Origin of the sequence: Neisseria sp. SLRRB23, from assembly GCF_050896295.1 — a bacterium.
Taxonomy (GTDB): domain Bacteria; phylum Pseudomonadota; class Gammaproteobacteria; order Burkholderiales; family Neisseriaceae; genus Neisseria.
In genome coordinates this window covers 14,714-34,704 of sequence record NZ_JBPBFH010000004.1, presented here as the reverse complement: position 1 = coordinate 34,704, position 19,991 = coordinate 14,714, and the positions used below count along the sequence as shown (strand labels likewise).

16 protein-coding genes, 2 pseudogenes and 1 riboswitch are annotated in these 19,991 nt (G+C 52.9%); of the genes and pseudogenes, 12 read left to right on the top strand and 6 right to left on the bottom strand.

Annotation, left to right across the window (positions count from 1 at the left end):
- Positions 1 to 47: 47 nt before the first annotated feature.
- Positions 48 to 677: a ribosome biogenesis GTP-binding protein YihA/YsxC gene (gene yihA, locus ACRPFF_RS01690; protein WP_314169388.1), complete on the bottom strand. Its 630-nt coding sequence runs from the start codon at positions 675 to 677 to the stop codon at positions 48 to 50.
- Between the two features lie 205 nt (positions 678 to 882).
- Between yihA and ACRPFF_RS01685 the strand changes: the two genes are divergently transcribed.
- The 4 genes from ACRPFF_RS01685 (at position 883) to tsaD (ending at position 6,096) form a co-directional block, all read left to right on the top strand.
- Positions 883 to 1,506: a c-type cytochrome gene (locus tag ACRPFF_RS01685; protein WP_127231103.1), complete on the top strand. Its 624-nt coding sequence runs from the start codon at positions 883 to 885 to the stop codon at positions 1,504 to 1,506.
- A 277-nt stretch (positions 1,507 to 1,783) separates the two neighbouring features.
- Positions 1,784 to 3,736 carry a cytochrome c biogenesis protein ResB gene (locus tag ACRPFF_RS01680; RefSeq protein ID WP_411713134.1) on the top strand — a complete coding sequence of 651 codons (1,953 nt, stop codon included), beginning with the start codon at positions 1,784 to 1,786 and terminating at the stop codon, positions 3,734 to 3,736.
- Positions 3,729 to 4,916 (top strand): c-type cytochrome biogenesis protein CcsB, encoded by a 1,188-nt coding sequence (gene ccsB, locus ACRPFF_RS01675; protein ID WP_003750256.1) that lies wholly within the window; start codon positions 3,729 to 3,731, stop codon positions 4,914 to 4,916. The genes ACRPFF_RS01680 and ccsB overlap by 8 nt, the downstream gene beginning before the upstream one ends.
- Positions 4,917 to 5,031: 115 nt before the next feature.
- Positions 5,032 to 6,096, top strand: a complete 1,065-nt coding sequence (gene tsaD, locus ACRPFF_RS01670; RefSeq protein ID WP_432673621.1) for a tRNA (adenosine(37)-N6)-threonylcarbamoyltransferase complex transferase subunit TsaD — start codon at positions 5,032 to 5,034, stop codon at positions 6,094 to 6,096.
- Positions 6,097 to 6,139: 43 nt separating this feature from the next.
- Here the strand turns inward: tsaD and ACRPFF_RS01665 are convergent, their stop codons facing one another.
- Positions 6,140 to 6,991, bottom strand: coding sequence for a lysophospholipid acyltransferase family protein (locus ACRPFF_RS01665; protein WP_432673620.1), 852 nt, complete (start codon positions 6,989 to 6,991; stop codon positions 6,140 to 6,142).
- A gap of 97 nt (positions 6,992 to 7,088) precedes the next feature.
- Positions 7,089 to 7,198: riboswitch (SAM-I-IV-variant riboswitch) on the top strand.
- Positions 7,199 to 7,372: 174 nt separating this feature from the next.
- Here ACRPFF_RS01665 and metK point away from each other — a divergent pair.
- Entirely contained in the window at positions 7,373 to 8,542 is a 1,170-nt protein-coding gene (metK, locus tag ACRPFF_RS01660; protein WP_411713124.1) for a methionine adenosyltransferase, read from the top strand.
- A gap of 214 nt (positions 8,543 to 8,756) precedes the next feature.
- On the opposite strand, the gene dacB is transcribed toward metK, so the two are convergent.
- Positions 8,757 to 10,166, bottom strand: coding sequence for a D-alanyl-D-alanine carboxypeptidase/D-alanyl-D-alanine endopeptidase (gene dacB / locus ACRPFF_RS01655; RefSeq protein WP_411713123.1), 1,410 nt, complete (start codon positions 10,164 to 10,166; stop codon positions 8,757 to 8,759).
- Between the two features lie 164 nt (positions 10,167 to 10,330).
- On the opposite strand from dacB, the gene ACRPFF_RS01650 reads away from it, so the two are divergent.
- Positions 10,331 to 10,897, top strand: a complete 567-nt coding sequence (locus ACRPFF_RS01650) for an NADPH-dependent FMN reductase (protein WP_432673619.1) — start codon at positions 10,331 to 10,333, stop codon at positions 10,895 to 10,897.
- Positions 10,898 to 11,107: 210 nt separating this feature from the next.
- Here ACRPFF_RS01650 and ACRPFF_RS01645 read toward each other — a convergent pair.
- Positions 11,108 to 11,173: pseudogene (locus ACRPFF_RS01645) on the bottom strand (transposase); the annotation flags it as partial.
- Between the two features lie 18 nt (positions 11,174 to 11,191).
- On the opposite strand from ACRPFF_RS01645, the gene ACRPFF_RS01640 reads away from it, so the two are divergent.
- The 3 genes and pseudogenes from ACRPFF_RS01640 to ACRPFF_RS01630 form a co-directional block, all read left to right on the top strand.
- Positions 11,192 to 11,836: a response regulator transcription factor gene (locus ACRPFF_RS01640; RefSeq protein WP_411713133.1), complete on the top strand. Its 645-nt coding sequence runs from the start codon at positions 11,192 to 11,194 to the stop codon at positions 11,834 to 11,836.
- An 81-nt stretch (positions 11,837 to 11,917) separates the two neighbouring features.
- Entirely contained in the window at positions 11,918 to 13,168 is a 1,251-nt protein-coding gene (locus ACRPFF_RS01635; RefSeq protein ID WP_432673640.1) for a sensor histidine kinase, read from the top strand.
- 59 nt (positions 13,169 to 13,227) lie between these two features.
- Positions 13,228 to 13,392, top strand: a pseudogene (locus ACRPFF_RS01630) (two-component sensor histidine kinase); the annotation flags it as partial.
- Positions 13,393 to 13,428: 36 nt separating this feature from the next.
- Here ACRPFF_RS01630 and rng read toward each other — a convergent pair.
- A complete protein-coding gene (gene rng / locus ACRPFF_RS01625) occupies positions 13,429 to 14,922 on the bottom strand; it encodes a ribonuclease G (RefSeq protein WP_003754268.1) in 1,494 nt (497 codons plus the stop codon).
- A 213-nt stretch (positions 14,923 to 15,135) separates the two neighbouring features.
- Here rng and grxC point away from each other — a divergent pair, with 213 nt between their 5' ends.
- From grxC to recG, 3 genes are all read left to right on the top strand, one after another.
- Positions 15,136 to 15,393, top strand: coding sequence for a glutaredoxin 3 (grxC, locus tag ACRPFF_RS01620; protein WP_002221441.1), 258 nt, complete (start codon positions 15,136 to 15,138; stop codon positions 15,391 to 15,393).
- A gap of 20 nt (positions 15,394 to 15,413) precedes the next feature.
- A complete protein-coding gene (secB, locus tag ACRPFF_RS01615) occupies positions 15,414 to 15,857 on the top strand; it encodes a protein-export chaperone SecB (protein ID WP_003754271.1) in 444 nt (147 codons plus the stop codon).
- Between the two features lie 86 nt (positions 15,858 to 15,943).
- A complete protein-coding gene (gene recG / locus ACRPFF_RS01610) occupies positions 15,944 to 17,986 on the top strand; it encodes an ATP-dependent DNA helicase RecG (protein WP_432673618.1) in 2,043 nt (680 codons plus the stop codon).
- 164 nt (positions 17,987 to 18,150) lie between these two features.
- Here the strand turns inward: recG and ACRPFF_RS01605 are convergent, their stop codons facing one another.
- The gene (locus ACRPFF_RS01605; RefSeq protein WP_432673617.1) at positions 18,151 to 19,926 is read right to left on the bottom strand and encodes an extracellular solute-binding protein; all 1,776 of its coding nucleotides are present in this window, start codon (positions 19,924 to 19,926) and stop codon (positions 18,151 to 18,153) included.
- Positions 19,927 to 19,991 lie beyond the last annotated feature (65 nt).

Genomic DNA, 19,991 nt, shown 5'->3' with positions numbered 1-19,991 from the left:
GTTTGCGGTTGGTCAAGTGGGGTAAATACATTTGCCGTATAATGGGTTCAGTCTTCTACTGAGAGGGATAAGGCAACATCTGTTGCAGCAAACCAGCTTCCAACGGTTTGGTTTACTTCTTCTAAACCTTGTTTTTTCAGGCTGGAAAACAGCTGTACGCTGATGTTTTGCCTTTCAGAGTATGGCTTAAGCAGTTTTTTAACTTGGGACAGGGTTTTAATCTGTTCGTTTTTGGATAACTTGTCGGCTTTTGAAAGTAGGATGTGAACCGGTCGGCCTGTGGTGTGGAAAAAATCCAACATACGGATGTCGAGTTCTTTTAGAGGATGGCGTGCGTCCATAATCAGAATCAGACCGATAAGCTGTTTGCGTTGTTGCAGATAGTCGCCGAGCAGCTTGACCCAGTGAGCCCGTATTGCTTCCGGAACTTGTGCATAACCGTAGCCGGGCAGGTCAACCAGGAAATTACCGTTTTGAAGCTCGAAGAAGTTGATATGCTGCGTCCGTCCGGGTGTCTTGGAAACATAAGCGAGGCGGACGTGGTTGGTCAGGGCGTTGATAGCACTGGATTTTCCGGCATTGCTCCTGCCGACAAAGGCAATTTCGAGAGGGGTGTCGGGCAGGTCTTTAAGGTGGTTGACTGTTGTGAAGAACTTGGCGTTTTGAAAAAGATTCATAGGCATATCCTTGTTTTCTGCCGCCGTTTGACCGACAGCAAAAATATGCGGTTGGTTTTATATGAAACAGAGTAGTAATTTAATGTAAATTTAGTATAGAATAACACGTTTACAGAATTATCGGTTTTAATCGGATTAAAAATCCCGTATTTGAATATAAAAAGAGCATTGTTGCGTTATCCAATGCTGTAATCAGGAGCACTCCATGAAACGATTGACTTTATTGGCCTTTGTTTTGGCTGCCGGTGCGGTTTCCGCATCTCCCAAAGCAGACGTGGAAAAAGGCAAACAGGTTGCCGCAACGGTTTGTGCGGCTTGCCATGCAGCAGACGGTAACAGCGGCATTGCGATGTATCCGCGTTTGGCGGCACAGCATACTGCTTACATCTATCATCAAACTATCGGTATCCGTGACGGCAAACGTACCCACGGTTCGGCAGCTGTGATGAAGCCAATGGTAATGAATTTGAGCGATCAGGATATTTTGAATGTATCCGCATTCTATGCCAAACAGCAGCCCAAATCCGGCGAAGCCAATCCTAAGGAAAATCCCGAATTGGGCGCGAAAATCTATCGTGGCGGTTTGAGCGATAAAAAATTGCCGGCGTGTATGTCCTGCCACGGTCCGAGCGGTGCAGGTATGCCCGGGGGGGGAAGTGAAATTCAGGCTTATCCGCGCTTGGGAGGACAACATCAGGCATATATTATCGACCAGATGAACGCTTATAAATCCGGTCAGCGCAAAAATGCCATTATGGCGGATATTGCAAACCGAATGTCCGAAGAAGATTTAAAAGCAGTTGCTAACTTTATCCAGGGTTTGCGTTAATCATCCAAGGGTCTGCTTCAGAAGCCGTCTGAAAAGGTTTTCAGACGGCTTCAGACAATTTTGCGATAAGTTTTCTAAATCGCATTTGTTGGGATTGATATAAACCATCTTTATAGTCTTGAAATAAAAGGCATCAAGACAGTAGAATCGGAGCAGAGTGTCCTTTATTGTCCGATTCCGTCTTCTATATTCCTGATTGCGGAAGAAACACACAATGAGTAAATCCCGTAGATCTACCCCGCTTCTTTTACATCCGTGGTTCGCTTTTTTCAGCTCCATGCGCTTTGCGGTCGCTTTGCTCAGTCTGCTGGGTATTGCATCGGTTATCGGCACGGTGTTACAGCAAAACCAGCCGCAGACGGATTATTTGGTCAAATTCGGACCGTTTTGGGTGCAGATTTTTGGTTTTCTGGGACTGTATGATGTCTATGCTTCGGCATGGTTCGTTGTCATTATGCTCTTTTTGGTTATCTCGACCAGTTTGTGCCTGATTCGCAATGTGCCGCCGTTCTGGTGCGAAATGAAGTCTTTTCGAGAAAAGGTTAAAGAAAAATCTCTGGCGGCAATGCGCCACTCTTCGCTGTTGGATGTAAAAATTGCCCCCGAAGTTGCCAAACGTTATCTGGAGGTGCAGGGTTTTCAGGGAAAAACCATTAACCGTGAAGACGGTTCGGTTTTGATTGCCGCCAAAAAAGGCACGATGAACAAATGGGGCTATATCTTTGCCCATATTGCTTTGATTGTCATTTGTTTGGGCGGGCTGATAGACAGTAACCTGCTGTTGAAACTGGGTATGCTGACCGGTCGGATTGTTCCGGACAATCAGGCAGTTTATGCTAAGGATTTCAAGCCCGAAAGTATTTTGGGTGCGTCCAATCTCTCATTTAGGGGCAACGTCAATATTTCCGAGGGGCAAAGTGCGGATGTGGTTTTCCTGAATGCCGACAACGGGATGTTGGTTCAGGACTTGCCTTTTGAAGTCAAACTGAAAAAATTCCATATCGATTTTTACAATACGGGTATGCCGCGCGATTTTGCCAGTGATATTGAAGTAACGGACAAGGCAACCGGTGAGAAACTCGAGCGGACCATCCGCGTGAACCATCCTTTGACTTTGCACGGCATCACGATTTATCAGGCGAGTTTTGCCGACGGCGGTTCGGATTTGACATTCAAGGCGTGGAATTTGGGTGATGCTTCGCGCGAGCCTGTCGTGTTGAAGGCAACATCCATGCGGCAGTTCCCGCTGGATATCGGCAGGCATAAATACCGTCTTGAATTTGATCAATTTACTTCGATGAATGTGGAGGACATGAGCGAGGGCGCGGAACGGGAAAAAAGCTTGAAATCCACGCTGAACGATGTCCGCGCCGTTACTCAGGAAGGTAAAAAATACACTAATATCGGTCCTTCCATCGTGTACCGCATCCGTGATGCGGCGGGGCAGGCGGTCGAATATAAAAACTATATGCTGCCGATTTTGCAGGACAAAGATTATTTTTGGCTGACCGGCACGCGCAGCGGTTTGCAACAGCAATACCGTTGGCTGCGTATTCCTTTGGACAAACAAGGGAAAGCGGACACTTTCATGGCATTGCGTGAGTTTTTGAAAGATGGGGAAGGGCGCAAACGTCTGGTTGCCGACGCAACCAAAGACGCACCTGCCGAAATCCGCGAACAATTCATGCTGGCTGCGGAAAACACGCTGAACATCTTTGCACAAAAAGGCTATTTGGGATTGGACGAATTTATTACGTCCAATATCCCGAAAGAGCAGCAGGATAAGATGCAGGGCTATTTCTACGAAATGCTTTACGGCGTGATGAACGCAGCTTTGGATGAAACCATACGCCGATACGGATTGCCGGAATGGCAGCAGGATGAAGCGCGAAACCGTTTCCTGCTGCACAGTATGGATGCCTATACGGGGCTGACGGAATATCCCGCGCCTATGCTGCTGCAACTTGACGGGTTTTCGGAAGTGCGCTCTTCAGGTTTGCAGATGACCCGCTCGCCCGGTTCGCTTTTGGTCTATCTTGGTTCGGTATTGTTGGTTTTGGGTACGGTATTTATGTTTTATGTGCGCGAAAAACGGGCATGGATATTGTTTTCAGACGGCAAAATCCGTTTTGCCATGTCTTCTACCCGCAGTGAACGGGATTTGCAGAAGGAATTTCCAAAACATGTTGAGAGTCTGCAACGGCTCGGCAAGGACTTGAATCATGACTGAACACTATAAAACCCTTCCTGAACACGAACTGCTGGTCCGAAAGTCTTTTATCCGTAATTTGAATATCTGGGATTGGGTATTTGCCGCGCTGGTTTTTTCGGGTACGGTTTTCGTACAGACCCGTTCCGGTATGCATATGGATATTTACGAAACGGTCATGTTGTGGGCGAGTGCCGGTATTGCCGTGTTTTTGGGTTGGTTTTTCAAACCGATGCGCTGGTTTGTTCCTTTAAGCGTATTGCTTGCCTATGCCGCCGTCGGTCTGTATGGCGGCAACATCAAATCGGCAGAGATTTTCCTGTTGCGGTATTTCCTCAGCAGCCAATCGGCGATTATGTGGCAGTGCGCCTTTGTCTTTTTCGCCCTGTTCGCCTATATTTCGGGCGCGGTTTTGGCAAGCGTAAAAAATGTGCCGACCAACACGCTGTTGGGTATGGGAACCGTGTTTGCATGGGTGTCTGCCGTAGCAGGCTTTACTGGTTTGCTGGTACGTTGGCACGAAAGCTATCTGCTCCGTCCCGATGCGGGGCATATTCCGGTTTCCAACCTGTATGAAGTGTTCATTCTGTTTTTGGTCATTACCGCGCTGATGTATTTGTATTACGAGGGCAAATTCGCCGTACAGAAATTGGGCGGCTTTGTGTTCGGTTTTATGGCGGTCGTGGTTGGATTTGTCTTGTGGTACAGCGTGTCGCGTGAGGCGCATACCATCCAGCCGCTGATTCCCGCGCTCCAGTCCTGGTGGATGAAAATCCACGTTCCGGCAAACTTTATTGGTTACGGCGCGTTTTGCATTTCCGCGATGCTCGGTATTGCCGAACTGGTTTCCCTGCGTGCGGAAGAAAAAGGCGGAAAACTGTGGCTGCCGCCGTCGGCATTGATCGACGAGGTGATGTATAAGGCGATTGCCGTCGGTTTTCTGTTTTTCACCATTGCGACCATTTTGGGTGCGCTGTGGGCGGCGGATGCTTGGGGACGCTATTGGAGTTGGGACCCGAAAGAGACGTGGGCGTTCATCGTCTGGCTCAATTACGCCGTTTGGCTGCATTTGCGGCTGGTTGCCGGTTGGCGCGGCAAAGTGCTGGCGTGGTGGGCGATTATCGGTTTGTTCGTAACCGCATTTGCCTTTATCGGCGTGAATATGTTTTTGAGCGGGCTGCATTCTTACGGAACGCTTTGATACGGTGCAACGATGCCGTCTGAAGGGCTTCAGACGGCATGTTCCGTTTTTGGGATACGGCAGTCGTGCCGAAATCCGCTAAAATACGTTTTTCAGTTTTTAACGGCATCAGACCATGTTGGTATTAGGAATCGAATCTTCTTGCGACGAAACCGGCGTTGCGCTGTACGACACTGAACGCGGATTGCGGGCGCATTGCCTGCACACTCAAATGGCAATGCACGCCGAATACGGTGGGGTTGTGCCGGAATTGGCAAGCCGCGACCATATCCGCCGCCTTGTTCCGTTGACTGAAGGCTGTTTGGCGCAGGCGGGCGCATCGTATGGCGACATTGAGGCGGTTGCCTTTACGCAAGGGCCTGGTTTGGGCGGTGCGCTGCTGGCGGGTTCGAGCTACGCCAACGCGCTGGCTTTAGCGTTGGACAAGCCCGTGATTCCCGTCCATCATTTGGAAGGACATCTGCTGTCGCCGCTGTTGGCGGAGGAAAAACCCGACTTTCCTTTTGTCGCGCTGTTGGTTTCGGGCGGGCATACGCAGATTATGGCGGTCAGGGGCATAGGCGACTACGAGCTTTTGGGCGAGAGCGTCGATGATGCGGCGGGCGAGGCATTCGACAAAACGGCGAAACTGCTGGGTTTGCCGTATCCGGGCGGTGCGAAACTGTCGGAACTTGCGGAATCGGGCAGACCCGAAGCGTTTGTTTTTCCGCGCCCGATGATTCATTCCGACGATTTGCAGATGAGTTTTTCAGGTTTGAAAACCGCTGTTTTGACTGCCGTTGAAAAAGTGCGTGAGGCAAACGGTTCGGAAACCATTCCCGAGCAGACCCGCAACGACATCTGCCGTGCGTTTCAAGATGCGGTGGTAGATGTGTTGGAGGCAAAAGTGAAAAAAGCCCTGTTGCAGACAGGGTTCAGAACCGTAGTGGTCGCCGGCGGGGTCGGTGCAAACCGCAAACTCCGCGAAACTTTCGGCAACATGACGGTGCAAATCCCGACCCCCAAAGGCAAGCCGAAACATCCGTCCGAAAAAGTCAGCGTGTTTTTCCCGCCGATGGCATATTGCACGGACAACGGCGCAATGATTGCCTTTGCAGGTGCAATGCATTTGAAAACGGGCAGTGAGGCCGGCGCATTCAATGTACGCCCGCGCTGGCCGTTGTCCGAAATCGTCAAATGACAAAATGCCGTCTGAAATTGTTCAGACGGCATTTTTATTTTCGTTACGGCGTTTTATAGCGGTTGTACATAAACAGATACTGCGTCGGAAAACGGCGTATCCAATATTCGGTATTGCGGTTGAATACGGCGGCATCATGGATTTTGTCGCCAGACAATTCTCCTTGAAGGGGGCTGATGTGTAAGGCAAAACCCTGCCCGTCAGGCAGGCGTTCACTGCAAAAAAACAGCGTACTTACGCCTTTGACGTTTGCCAGTTTTGCCGCCAGCGTCATGGTATAGGCAGGTTTGCCGAAAAAGTCCGCCCATACGCCTTCCCCGCCTTCTTGAGGGGAGGGGACGTGGTCGGGCAGGACGATGGTTGCTTCGCCCGAACGCAGGGCTTTGATGATTTGTTTGACCCCTTGTATGCGGGTAGGCGCGGTTTTGCCTTTGCCGCGAACCCTGCCCGCCTGCATGATTTTGTCTATCGCTTTGATTTTCGGCGGTTTGTACATGGCGGTCAGCGGGAACGGAAGCTGCTGGCTGATGTAGCGTCCGCCCAAATCGTAGCTGCCGATGTGTGGCGTGATGAATAGCAGCCCTTCGTGTTTGTCCAAAGCCTGCTGCACGTGTTCCCAGCCGTGTACCGTTTTGAACATTGTTTCTATGTCTTCCGGTTTTTTGAAAAACGCGGGGGCGAGTTCCAAACCGCCTTTTGCCGTTTCCGCAAAAACGGCTTTGACCGTCTGCGTGTCGGGGTTCAAACCTGCCTGCCGCATATTGGCGACGATGCGTTCTCGGTCTTCCTTTAAAAGGTAAAACGCCAGATGTCCGAGCCGGTTTCCCAGCGTGTGCAGACAGGAAAGCGGCAGCAGGGAGAGGCATTTGAGCAGGGCGGTCAACAGGATGTGCATGGCGGTTCGCAACGGGGGAAACAGCCCGAATTGTAAACGAAATATGCCGTCTGAAAAAGGGAAGTATTGCGGCAATATGCCTTTTCTGCTACGATGCGCGCTGCATTAAGAGTTGGGAATTCCATGCCAACCTGCTTTTCAAAAGGAAAGGTAAGGTGGACGGTTGAAAAGCCGATGTGGTCCGCAAGGGCAATCCAAACCCGCTTGATGCGGGAATTTTTTTGCCTGTAAGAAACGCGCAACAGGATTCCGAAACAGCAGGCAAGTGCGAATGTTTCTCACTTGTATAGAGAAAAAGCGGAGTTTTTGTTATGATTTCCGCTGTCCGAAATAAAAGGCCGTCTGAAAACACAGCAGCCTGTTTTTAATGAAAGAATAGCAATGAGCGAATATCTGTTTACTTCCGAATCGGTATCCGAAGGCCATCCGGATAAAGTTGCCGACCAAGTATCCGATGCGATTTTGGATGCCATCTTGGCGCAAGACCCCAAGGCGCGTGTCGCCGCAGAAACCTTGGTCAACACAGGCTTGTGCGTATTGGCAGGCGAAATTACTACTACCGCCCAAGTGGATTACATCAAAGTCGCACGCGAAACCATCAAACGCATCGGCTACAACTCGTCCGAGCTGGGCTTTGATGCCAACGGCTGCGCGGTCGGCGTGTATTACGACCAACAATCCCCCGACATCGCCCAAGGCGTGAACGAAGGCGAAGGCATCGACCTGAACCAAGGTGCGGGCGACCAAGGTTTAATGTTCGGCTATGCCTGCGACGAAACCCCTACCCTGATGCCGTTTGCCATCTATTACAGCCACCGCCTGATGCAGCGTCAAAGCGAATTGCGCAAAGACGGCCGCCTGCCTTGGCTGCGTCCTGATGCCAAAGCCCAACTGACCGTGGTTTACGACAGCGAAACCGGCAAAGTAAAACGCATTGACACCGTCGTCCTGTCGACCCAACACGATCCGTCTATCGGTTACGAAGAGCTGAAAAACGCCGTGATCGAACACATCATCAAACCGGTTCTGCCGTCTGAACTGCTGACCGACGAAACCAAATACCTGATCAACCCGACCGGCCGCTTCGTTATCGGCGGCCCGCAAGGCGACTGCGGTTTGACTGGCCGTAAAATCATCGTCGACACCTACGGCGGCGCAGCTCCGCACGGCGGCGGCGCATTCTCCGGCAAAGACCCGTCCAAAGTGGACCGTTCCGCCGCTTACGCCTGCCGNTACGTTGCGAAAAACATCGTAGCCGCCGGTTTGGCAACCCAATGCCAAATCCAAGTTTCCTACGCCATCGGCGTTGCCGAACCGACTTCGATTTCCATCGACACTTTCGGCACAGGCAAAATCAGCGAAGAAAAACTGATTGTCCTGGTTCGCGAACATTTCGACCTGCGCCCCAAAGGCATCGTCCAAATGCTCGACCTGTTGCGCCCGATTTACGGAAAATCCGCCGCTTACGGACATTTCGGCCGCGAAGAACCCGAGTTTACTTGGGAGCGCACCGACAAAGCGGCCGCATTGAAAGCAGCCGCCGGTCTGTAATTTGGTCTGAATAAAGAAATGCCGTCTGAAGGTTCAGACGGCATTTTTATATAGTGGATTAACAAAAATCAGGACAAGGCGACGAAGCCGCAGACAGTACAAATAGTACGGAACCGATTCACTTGGTGCTTCAGCACCTTAGAGAATCGTTCTCTTTGAGCNAAGGCAAGGCAACGCCGTACTGGTTTTTGTTAATCCACTATATTTTCCTGTTTCAGGCGCGGCGTTCTTTGCACATCAGTTTCGCATCCAGCCAGCCGTCGCCGCCAGAGATGATGTTTTTGGCAACGAAGTTGTCCAAGTCGGGCAGCAGGGAAACGGCGCGCCCGCTGTTGATGATGACGACCACCACCATCGGTTTGTCGCCCAGCCAATAACCTGCAAGGGCGCGGACATTGTTGAGCGTGCCGGTTTTCAGGCGCAGCAGCCCGCCGCTTTGTTTGAAGCGGTTGCGTAAAGTTCCGTCTGTACCGGCGATAGGGAGCGTGTCGATGAAATCTTGTGCAAACGGGCTGAAATAAGCCGTTTCCAACATTTGCGCCATCATTCTCGCCGTTACCCTTTCTTTTCTGGACAGACCCGAACCGTTTTCCAAAACCAAATCCGCAACATCGATGCCCGACACGGCAAGTTCACGCCGGACGGCAGACGCTGCCTGTTCGGAAACCGCGGGTAGTTTGCCGTTGCCGCCGAGTTTGAGGAAGACGGAACGCGCAATCAGATTGTCCGAACGCTTGTTCATGTCCGTCAAAATTTCCTTCATCGGCTTTGAGTGTGCAACGGCAAGCGTCTGCGCGCCTTCCGGCGTGTCGGCTATGCCGATGCCGTCTGAAATCCGTCCGCCGCCGAGCAGCCAGTGGTTGGTAAAACTTTGCCGGATCAGTTCGTCAAGCGCGAACATCCGGACACCGACAGGCTTGCCCAAACAGCTTTCAGGAATATTGCCGCGCAATTTCAGCGTATTGTCCGAAAAAGATGCACGCATCAGTTTTTTGACCGAAGGGCAGGCAGCTTGGGAGGCGGTAATTTTCAAGTTGTTTTGGGCGAAAATATGCGGCAAAGGCGGATCGGTGAGGATGTCGGTACTGCCGGCGGCATTGCGTTCGGCGCGCACCATAACCATACCGGCAGACAGCATAGTCGGATTTGGGGGCGTCATAAACGGCGAACCGCTGTCGGCTTCAAAATGGTCGGGACTGCCGACTTCGCCCCACAGCTTGTGGTCGAGTATCAGGTGTCCCGTGATATTGCGTATGCCTTTGTCGCGCAACTGTTTTTGAACATCAAGCAGGTTTTCCTGATTGAAAACGGGGTCGCCGCTGCCTGCCCAATACAAATCGCCATCCAGCGTGCCGTTACTCACTTTGCCGTTGCTTTTAAACTCAGTCGCCCAGCGGTAATTGCTGCCGAAGGTTTTGAAGGCGGCAAACGCGGTAACGAGTTTCATCGTGGAAGCGGGATTGACGGGGACATCCGCACGGTGGTCGATGACGACCCTGCCGCTGCCGAGTTCTTGGACATATACGGCGATTTCGTTTTGCGGAATGCGGCCGGTATCGAGCGCGTGTGCGGCGAGGGAGGCGAGAAGCAGCAGCAGGGAGGCCGCTGTTTTGGGGAAATTCATAGGTGAATCTGTTACATAAAAAAAGCAATTATAAGGCAAAGCCGGATAAGTGGGAACGCCGGGGCGGCGGACCGGCTTGTTTGCAGGGGAAATCACATATATAATAATCGTTACCATTATGAAATGATTGAAACGCAGAAACTTAATATTCAGGAGGAATGATTATGGCTAAGAAAATCAGTATTTTGGTGGGCAGCCTGCGCCGTGCTTCGTTTGCGCGCAAAGTGGCATTGAATGCGGTACAGATGTTTCCAGAAGGCTATCAGGCGGAAATTGTCGAAATCGGGCATCTGCCGCTTTACAATTTCGATTATGACGACCCTGCGGTGGAAGATGTGCCGCTGCCCGAAAGCTACACGGCTTTCCGCGAAACGATTAAGGCTTCGGACGGCATTTTGTTCGTTACGTCCGAAAACAACCGCACCGTTCCCGCCTGTTTGAAAAATGCGGTGGACATCGGCTCGAAACCGAATGCCGACGTGGCGTGGAAAAACAAACCGGCCGGCATCATCAGCCATTCCGTCGGCAAGATGGGGGGCTACAGTTCCCAAAAAAACCTGCGNCTTGCCCTGTCTTATTTCGATATGCCGCTGACAGGGCAGCCTGAGGTGTTTTTGGGCAATTCGCCGACGCTGTTNGATGAAAACGGCAAATTGATCGACTCGGCAAGGGATTTTGTCCAGTCATATATTAATCAGTTTGTCGGTTTGATTGAAAGAAATGCCAAATAAACAAACCAAGTCGAAAGGCCGCAAAACCGGTTCGGGTTTTGCGGCCTTTCTATATGGGCTGGGCAGTGTCAAGGTTTGCCGTTTGCCGGATAATGCGCGGCAAATGATCAGCGTGTTTATAGCGGATTAACAAAAACCAGTACGGCGTTGCCTCGCCTTAGCTCAAAGAGAACGATTCTCTAAGGTGCTGAAGCACCAAGTGAATCGGTTCCGTACTATTTGTACTGTCTGCGGCTTCGTCGCCTTGTCCTGATTTAAATTTAATCCACTATATTGTTGGTTGAAGATGATGCGATGATTGCGGAGGCGGTGTCGGCAAATTTGAAAGACGGTGGTTATGCAGTGGATTGGGTCAAAAACGGCGCGCAGGTTGCGGCGGCGGCCGCTGCCCAGCCTTATGACTTGATGCTGCTGGATTTGGGTTTGCCGGGGCGCGATGGTTTGGATGTTTTGTCAGAAATACGCGCGGCAGGCTGTACCGTCCCCGTGCTGATTGTGACGGCGCGGGATGATTTGTACAGCCGGCTGAACGGTTTGGACGGCGGTGTGGATGACTATATCGTCAAGCCGTTCGATATGGTGGAGCTTAAGGCGCGGATGCGGGCGGTGTTGCGGCGCGGGAGCGGACAGGTGCAGGCGTGCCTGTCAAATGGTGCGTTATCCCTCAATCCTGCAACGTATCAGGTAGAAATTATTGCCGAGGGGAGGCAGGTGGCATTGAGCAACAAGAAGTTTGCAGTATTGCAGGCTTTGTTGGAGAGGCTGGGTGTCATTCTGTCGCGTTCGGATTTGGAAGATAAGATTTACGGTTGGGGCGAGGAAGTCGAAAGCAATGCGGTGGATTTTCTGATTCACGCGCTGCGTAAGAAACTGGGTAAGGAAAGCATACAAAATGTACGCGGTGTCGGCTGGCTGATGCCGCATCAAGATGCCGTCTGAACAGGAACGAAGATGCCGGACCGTTTTTTTAAAATTTTAAAACATTCGCTTCAGGTCAGAATCAGCCGTGCCCTGATTTGGATGTTTGTTCCGCTGGCAATGCTTGCAGGTATGTTTTCCTACTACGAAACCTTCCACGAAACGGAAGAGTTGCAGGACGACCTGCTCCGTCAGGCGGCATTGTACGTCGGCCCCGATTCCAAACCCGAAACTTTGCCCGAGGGCGACGGCGATACGCGTATTTTGGTACAGATGCCACAGCAGGAAGACCCTGTTGTCAGCCTGCCCGCGCATCTGGCGGACGGTCTGCACACGCTTCAGGCGGACGATGACGACGATTATTACCGCGTCTATATCCGCACGACTGAACAGGGACGGATTGCCGTCATGCAGGAAAACGAATACCGTGAAGATTTGGCGGCGGATGCGGCACGGCAAAGCGTGTTGCCCCTGCTGGCGGCACTGCCGCTGATGATACTGCTGACCGTGTGGATTACGCACAAAGTCATGCGCCCCGTCCGCAAATTGTCGCAAAGTCTCGAACAACGCCGAATCAATGACCTGTCTGCCTTGAGTGTGGACAATATTCCCAGTGAAATCAGAGGGTTCGTAACCGCCATCAACCTGCTTTTGAAACGTGCGGATGAAGACATCCGCCACCGTCAGCGGTTTGTCGCCGATGCGGCGCACGAGTTGCGGACACCGATGACCGCCCTTTCCCTTCAGGCGGAACGCCTCAACAATATGCCGCTCCCACCCGATGCGGCGCGGCAGTCTGCCGTTTTGCAGCAGAGCATCAGGCGCAACAAACACCTGCTCGAGCAGCTTTTGGTACTGGCGCGTTCGCAGTCGGACGAAACCCCTCTGACGAAAACGACATTCGGTCTGCAAAGCCGTTTCCGCCAAGTGTTGCAGGAACTGATGCCGCTGGCTTTGGAAAAACGTCAGGACATCGGCGTGGCGGTCGGAGGCGATGTCGAAGTGTCTGCCGACGAAACGGAAATCTATACGCTGATTAAAACCTTTGCCGACAACGCGGTACGTTACACGCCGCACGAAGGCAGGATAGATTTGGGTTTCACGGACGAAGGGAAATATCTCGCCGTGTGGGTGGAAGATAACGGGAACGGCATTCCCGAATCCGAACGCGCCCGTGTCCTCGATCCGTTTTACCGTATTTTGGGAACGGAGCAGCAGGGGACGGGGCTGGGTCTGTCCATCGCCGACACGCTTGCCAAAAAATACGGCGGATATTTGGAACTGACCGACAGCCGACGTTTCGGACACGGTCTGCTGATACGCGCCTTGTTGGACAAGGAAACCCTGAAATAGACAGATGCCGTCTGAAGGCTTCAGACGGCATTTTTTTACATCAGCACAATATCGTATTGTTCCTACGTGTAGGCGGTTTCGACTGCCAGAGAAATAAAGAAATCGGGTTGCCGATAAAGCCTGTTGCCACAAAATACGGCGGACATTTGGAATTGTCCGACAGCCGCAGGTTCGGACACGGTCTGCTGATACGCGCCTTGTTGGACAAGGAAACCCTGAAATAGACAGATGCCGTCTGAAGGCTTCAGACGGCATTTTTTTTACATCAGCACAATATCGTATTGTTCCTGTGTGTAAGCGGTTTCGACTGCCAGAGAAATCGGTTTGCCGATGAAATCTATCAGCATTGCCAAGGATTGCGATTCTTCGTCGAGGAAAAGGTCGATGACGTTGGGTGCGGCAAGAATGCGGAAAGATTGCGCATCGTAGCGTCGGGCTTCGCGGACGATTTCGCGCTGGATTTCGTAGCACACGGTTTGCGGCGTTTTCAGACGGCCTCTGCCTTGGCAGGAAGGGCAGGGTTCGCAGAGGACTTGGTTTAAGTTTTCGCGCGAGCGTTTGCGCGTCAGCTCGACCAGCCCCAAATGGGTAAAGCCGTGCAGGGTGATGCGCGTGCGGTCGAAGGCGAGGGCTTTGGCAAGCTCTTGCAACACGGCTTCGCGGTGGCTTTCCTGTGCCATATCGATGAAGTCAATGATGATGATGCCGCCGAGGTTGCGCAGCCTCAATTCGCGGGCGATGGTGTGGCAGGCTTCAAGGTTGGTGCGGAAGATGGTTTCATCGAAATTGCGCGCGCCGACGAAGCCGCCGGTGTTCACGTCTATCGTGGTCATCGCTTCGGTGGACTCGATAATCAGGTAACTGCCGAAGTTGAGGTTGACGCGCGGTTGCAGGGCTCGGCCGATTTCCTGTTCGACGTTGTGGGTTTCAAACAGCGGGCGTTCGCCTTTAAACAATTCTATCCTGCCCAATGCGCCGTGGACGTATTGTTCGGCAAAACGCGTCATGCGCCCGTGGTTTACGGTGGAATCGACGAGGATTTTTTGCGTGTCGCAGCCGACCATATCGCGCAACACACGCAGGCTTAAAGGCAAGTCCTGATAAAGCAGGGTTTCCGGCGGTTGGATTTTTGCCTGTTCTTGGATGTGTTCCCACACTTTGGTCAGGTAGTCGATATCGGACTGGAGCTGTTCGTCGGTGGCGTTTTCGGCGTTGGTGCGGATGATGTAGCCGTGGCATGCCTTTTCCGGCAGGAGCTTGTTGAGACGCTCGCGCAGGTTGCTTCGTTCCGTATCGTCCTCGATACGCTGGGATACGCCGATATGTTCTTCCTGCGGAAGATGGACGAGGAAACGCCCTGCCAGCGAGATTTGTGTGGAAAGGCGCGCGCCTTTGGTGTTGATCGGGTCTTTGATGACCTGCACCAAAACCGACTGCCCTTCAAACAGCATATGTTCGATGCGCTGGGTTTCTTCGGGGTTGCGGCGTTGTTCGAGGACATCGACGATGTGTAAAAATGCCGCGCGTTCCAAACCGATATCGATAAACGCGCTCTGCATCCCGGGCAGCACGCGGCGCACCACGCCCAGATAGATATTGCCGACCAGGCTGTGTCCGCTGTTACGCTCGATATGCAGTTCGCAGATATTGTTTTCCTCCAACACCGCCACGCGCGTTTCCTGCGGCGTGATGTTGACCAATATCGTTTCGGGCGGGCGCGCGATGTCTTTGGGGATGGGGAGTCCTGACAACATGGTTTTTCCTGAAAATGTAATAAAAATATTTTTGCATCCGTTCCGCCGCGCAGCGCGGGTGCAAAAATATTTTTCACAATGCCTATCATACTTTAAAAAAGAAACTTTGACACATTCCGCACATGCCGTCTGAATGTGCATCTGTTCCGCACTTGCCAAACGGAGCGATTGCCCCTATATTGATTATCATTGCAAAACTTTCGGAAACCCAATATGCAGACCGTTACCATGTACACAGGTCCGTTTTGCCCCTACTGCGCGATGGCGAAAAGGCTGCTGCACGCGGCAGGTGTCGGACATATCGACGAAATCCGTGTCGATGCAAGCCCCGAAGCCTTTGCCGAAATGCAGCAGCTTTCGGGACAGCGCAGCGTGCCGCAGATTTTCATCGGCGAAACGCACGTCGGCGGATTTACCGACCTCTACCGCCTCCAGCAGGAAGGCGGGCTGGACGGACTGCTGAACCCTTAACCCCCAACTAGGAAAACAAAATGAGCGAAGAACTGCAACCCGTATTCAGCATCGAGCGACTGTATGTCAAAGACTTGTCTTTGGAAGTGCCGCACGCGCCGCAAATCTTCTTGGAACAGGGCGAGCCCGAAGTGGATATGCGCGTTTCCACCGGCAGCCAAAAGCTGGAAGACGGCTACTACAACGTGGACGTTACCGTAACCGTTACCGCCAAGCTGGATAACGAGCGCACGATGTTTTTGAACGAAGTAACCCAAAGCGGTATTTTCCGTCTGGAAAACATCCCCGAAGAAGATGCCGACCTGCTGCTCGGCGTGGCGTGTCCGAACATCCTCTTCCCTTACGCGCGCGAAGCCGTTTCCAGTACGGTAACGCGCGCCGGCTTCCCGCCCGTCCTGCTCGCGCCGATTAATTTTGAGGCGATTTACCAACAACAGCAGGAAGCCGAAGCCGCCGGGGCTTGATTCCTGCCTGTCCGATGCCGTCTGAATCCGTTTCAGACGGCATTTTTGTTTTCGGATAAAATAAGCGCGTCCAAAGGAATCTGCCTATGATGTCGCCCGAAACCCAGAAACAGCTCAAAATCACCGATGTTTCCGCCAAGAAGCTCGACAAACTCAACCTCCATACCGCGTGGGATTTGGTGTTGCACCTGCCGCTGCGTTACGAGGACGAGACGCACATTATGCCGATTAAGGACGCGCCGATTGGCGTGCCGTGTCAGGTCGAGGGCGAGGTCATCCATCAGGAAGTAACTTTTAAGCCGCGCAAGCAGCTGATTGTCCAAATTGCCGACGGTTCCGGCAGCGTCCTTTTCCTGCGCTTCATCCACTTTTACGCCAGCCATCAGAAACAGATGGCGGTCGGCAAACGCATCCGCGCCGTGGGCGAAATCAAACACGGGTTTTACTGCGATGAGATGATTCATCCCAAAATCCGCGATGCCGAGGGCAGCGGTTTGGCGGAAAGCCTCACGCCGATTTATCCGACCGTAAACGGTTTGAATCAGCCCACTTTGCGCCGCATTATTCAGACGGCGTTGGACGTTACGCCGTTGCACGACACCTTGCCTGATGCTTTATTAGGCCGTCTGAAACTGCCGCACCTCGCCGAAAGCCTGCGCTTTTTGCATTCGCCGCCGCCGAGTTTCACTATTTATCAACTTTCAGACGGCACGCTGCCTGCATGGCAACGGCTCAAATTTGACGAACTTTTGGCACAACAGTTGTCCATGCGGCTGGCGCGGCAGAAGCGTATCGGCGGCTCGGCGGCGGCATTGCGCGGCAATGGCGTATTGACCCAAGCCCTGCGCCAAGCCCTGCCGTTTGCCCTGACCGATGCACAAGAAAACGTGTTGGCGGAAGTTCAAACCGATATGGCGCAAACGCACCCGATGCACCGCCTGCTGCAAGGCGATGTCGGCAGTGGCAAAACCATAGTCGCCACCTTGTCTGCTTTGACGGCTATCGAATCCGGTGCGCAGGTGGCTGTAATGGCGCCGACCGAAATCNTTGCCGAACAACATTTTATTAAATTTAAACAATGGCTCGAACCTTTGGGTATTGAAGTTGTCCGCCTTTTTGGCAGTTTGCGTAAAAAAGCAAAAGACGAAGCCAAAGCCAAACTCGCCGATGGCACCGTCAAAATCGCCGTCGGCACGCATGCCCTGTTTTCAGACGACGTCGAGTTCCAAAATCTGGGCTTGGTGATTGTGGACGAGCAACACCGCTTCGGCGTCGCCCAACGCCTCGCCCTCAAAAACAAAGGGCGCGACGTCCACCAATTGATGATGTCCGCCACGCCTATCCCGCGCACGCTTGCCATGAGTTTCTTCGCCGACTTGGACGTGTCCGTCATCGACCAGTTGCCGCCCGGACGTACGCCGATTAAAACCCGCCTCGTCAACAACGTCCGCCGCGCCGAAGTCGAAGGCTTCGTTCTAAACATCTGCCGTAAAGGGCAGCAGGCATACTGGGTCTGCCCGCTGATTGAAGAAAGTGAAACCCTGCAACTGCAAACCGCCACCGAAACCCTAGAGCAGCTTCAGGCGGCATTGCCCGAACTCAACATCGGCTTGGTACACGGACGCATGAAAGCCGCCGAAAAAGCCGAAGTCATGGCAGAGTTTGCCGCAGGCCGTCTGAACGTCTTGGTCGCCACCACCGTCATCGAAGTCGGCGTAGATGTGCCCAACGCCGCCCTGATGGTGATCGAACACGCCGAGCGCATGGGCTTGGCGCAGCTGCACCAATTACGCGGACGGGTAGGGCGCGGCGCGGTAGAAAGCGTGTGCGTCCTCCTGTTTGCCGAACCCTTGAGCGAACTCGCCAAAGCGCGGCTGAAAGTCATCTACGAACATACCGACGGCTTTGAAATCGCCCGTCAAGACCTCAACATCCGTGGCCCAGGCGAATTTCTCGGCGCGCGCCAAAGCGGCGTTCCCATGCTGCGCTTCGCCAACCTTGAAGAAGACCTGCACCTCTTGGAACAAGCGCGCGAAATCGCCCCCATGTTGATTGAGCAAAACCCCGAAATCGTCGAAGCGCATTTGGCAAGATGGCTTTCCAGCAGGGAAGGGTATCTGGGTGTGTAGGAAGGTGTTGCCGTGGGTGGCTTCGGTTTGGGCGGAACCAATGGGAAGAATATCCGCAAATGTGCGGCTGCAACCGCAGTTTCACAGGCGGAGTTAAGGATTAATGATTGAATGCGTGGCTGCGAATGATATGCCGTCTGAAGGGCAGGGGGTTTCAGACGGCATTATTTTTTCCATGCGGTGCTTAAAACGAAAGATACGGGATCGTAATATTTGGGCAGCATCTGCGGAATACCCAAGTCGTTGCGGTACACGACGCGGTAGCGGTCGGCATACCATGCGGGGACGATGATGTATTGGTGGCGGACGGTGCGGTCGAGCGCGCGTGCAGCGGTTTGTAGTTCGGCACGGTTTCGGAAGCTGCCGAAATGGGTGAGCAGCTTTTCGATTTCCGGGCGGCAGATGCCGGCAAGGTTGCGGCTGCCTTCGGTTTTTGCCGCCTCGCAGCCGAAATAGTCGCGCTGTTCGTTGCCCGGGCTTTCGCTGTTGCCGTAAACCGTAATGGTCATGTCGAAATCGAAGTTGTCGAGGCGTTTCTGGTATACGGCGGGATCGACGGTGCGCATGTGCATGGTTACGCCGATTTTTGCCAAGTCGCGCTGCCATTTGGCGGTAATGCGCCCGTATGCCTTGCCTGCGTTCAGGAATTCAAAAGCCAGCGGATTGCCGAGGCGGTCGGTCAGTTTGCCGTTCTGGTAGCGGTAGCCTGCCTTTTCCAAAAGGGTACGGGCTTTGATAAGGTTGGGGCGTATGCCGTTTTTCAAATCGGTTTGCGGCGGTTCGGGAACATTCTGACTCAAAACGGTGGGATTGAGCGTATTGCCTAAAGATTGCAGCAGCCTGAGTTCCGAACCCTGCGGCCTGCCCGATGCCGCCATGTTGCTGTTGGTAAAAAAGCTGTTGCTTCGGCGGTATGCGCCGTAGAAAAGGCGTGCATTGGTACTTTCAAAATCGAAACTTTCCACCATTGCCTGCCGTACAAGGGGATGGTTGAACGGCGCACGGCGCAGGTTCATGACAAAACCCTGCATACCGGCGGTGCTTTCCTGTTTCCATTCGTGTTTGCCCAAGTCCCGTTTGGCAAGTATGTCGGCAGGATAGGCACGCGCCCAGTTACGGGCGATGTTTTCGTATACGAAATCATATTGTCCAGCTTTGAGGCCTTCGAGACGGACGCTGTCGTCTTTGAAATATTTGAAACGGACGGTGTCGAAGTTGTACCGCCCCCTGCGTGTCGGCAGGTTTTGCGCCCAGTAGTTTTTGTCGCGCGCGTATTCGCTTATGCGCCCGATGTCTGCTTTGACGAAGCGGTAGGGGCCGGAGCCGATGGGCATTTTGTTTGCGCCTTTTTCCAGTCCTTCTGGATAACTTTTGTGTGAAAATACAGGCAGTTGTCCTAAGACCATGTGTAATTCGGCATTGCGCTGTTTGAAGCGGAAAACGACTGTCCTGTCATCGGGCATTTCGATTTTGGCAACATCGTTCCAATACATGCGGTAAAACGGCGAGGCGGCCCGGTCTTCGGTCAGCAGGCGGAAGGAGGCGGCAACGTCTTTGGCAAGGACGGGGTCTCCGTTGTGGAATTTGGCTTTCGGGTTGAGCTTGAATGTTGCCGACAATCCGTCTTCGGCAAGCCAAAAGTCTTGCGCCAGCAAGCCGTACATGGAGAAAGGTTCGTCCCAACTGTTGTCGGTGAGTCTGTCCACGGTCAGCATAAGAACGCCGACTTCTTTGTCGCCTTTGAGGGTAAACGGGTTGAACGTATCAAAACCGCCCTGCATCGGCAGGGAAAATACTCCGCCTTTGGGCGCGTCGGGATTGACATATTCGTAGGCGCGAAAGCCGGCGGGATATTTCGGCGTCTGCCCCAAACCCAAACCGTATGCGGCAAAAGCGGTGGTCGTGGAGAAGGAAAGCAGGAGCAGGACGAGGGTTTTCATAAGGTTCCAAACCGAACGGGGCGATGAAGCCTGATTATAGCAAAAGGCCGTCTGAAAACCGTTTT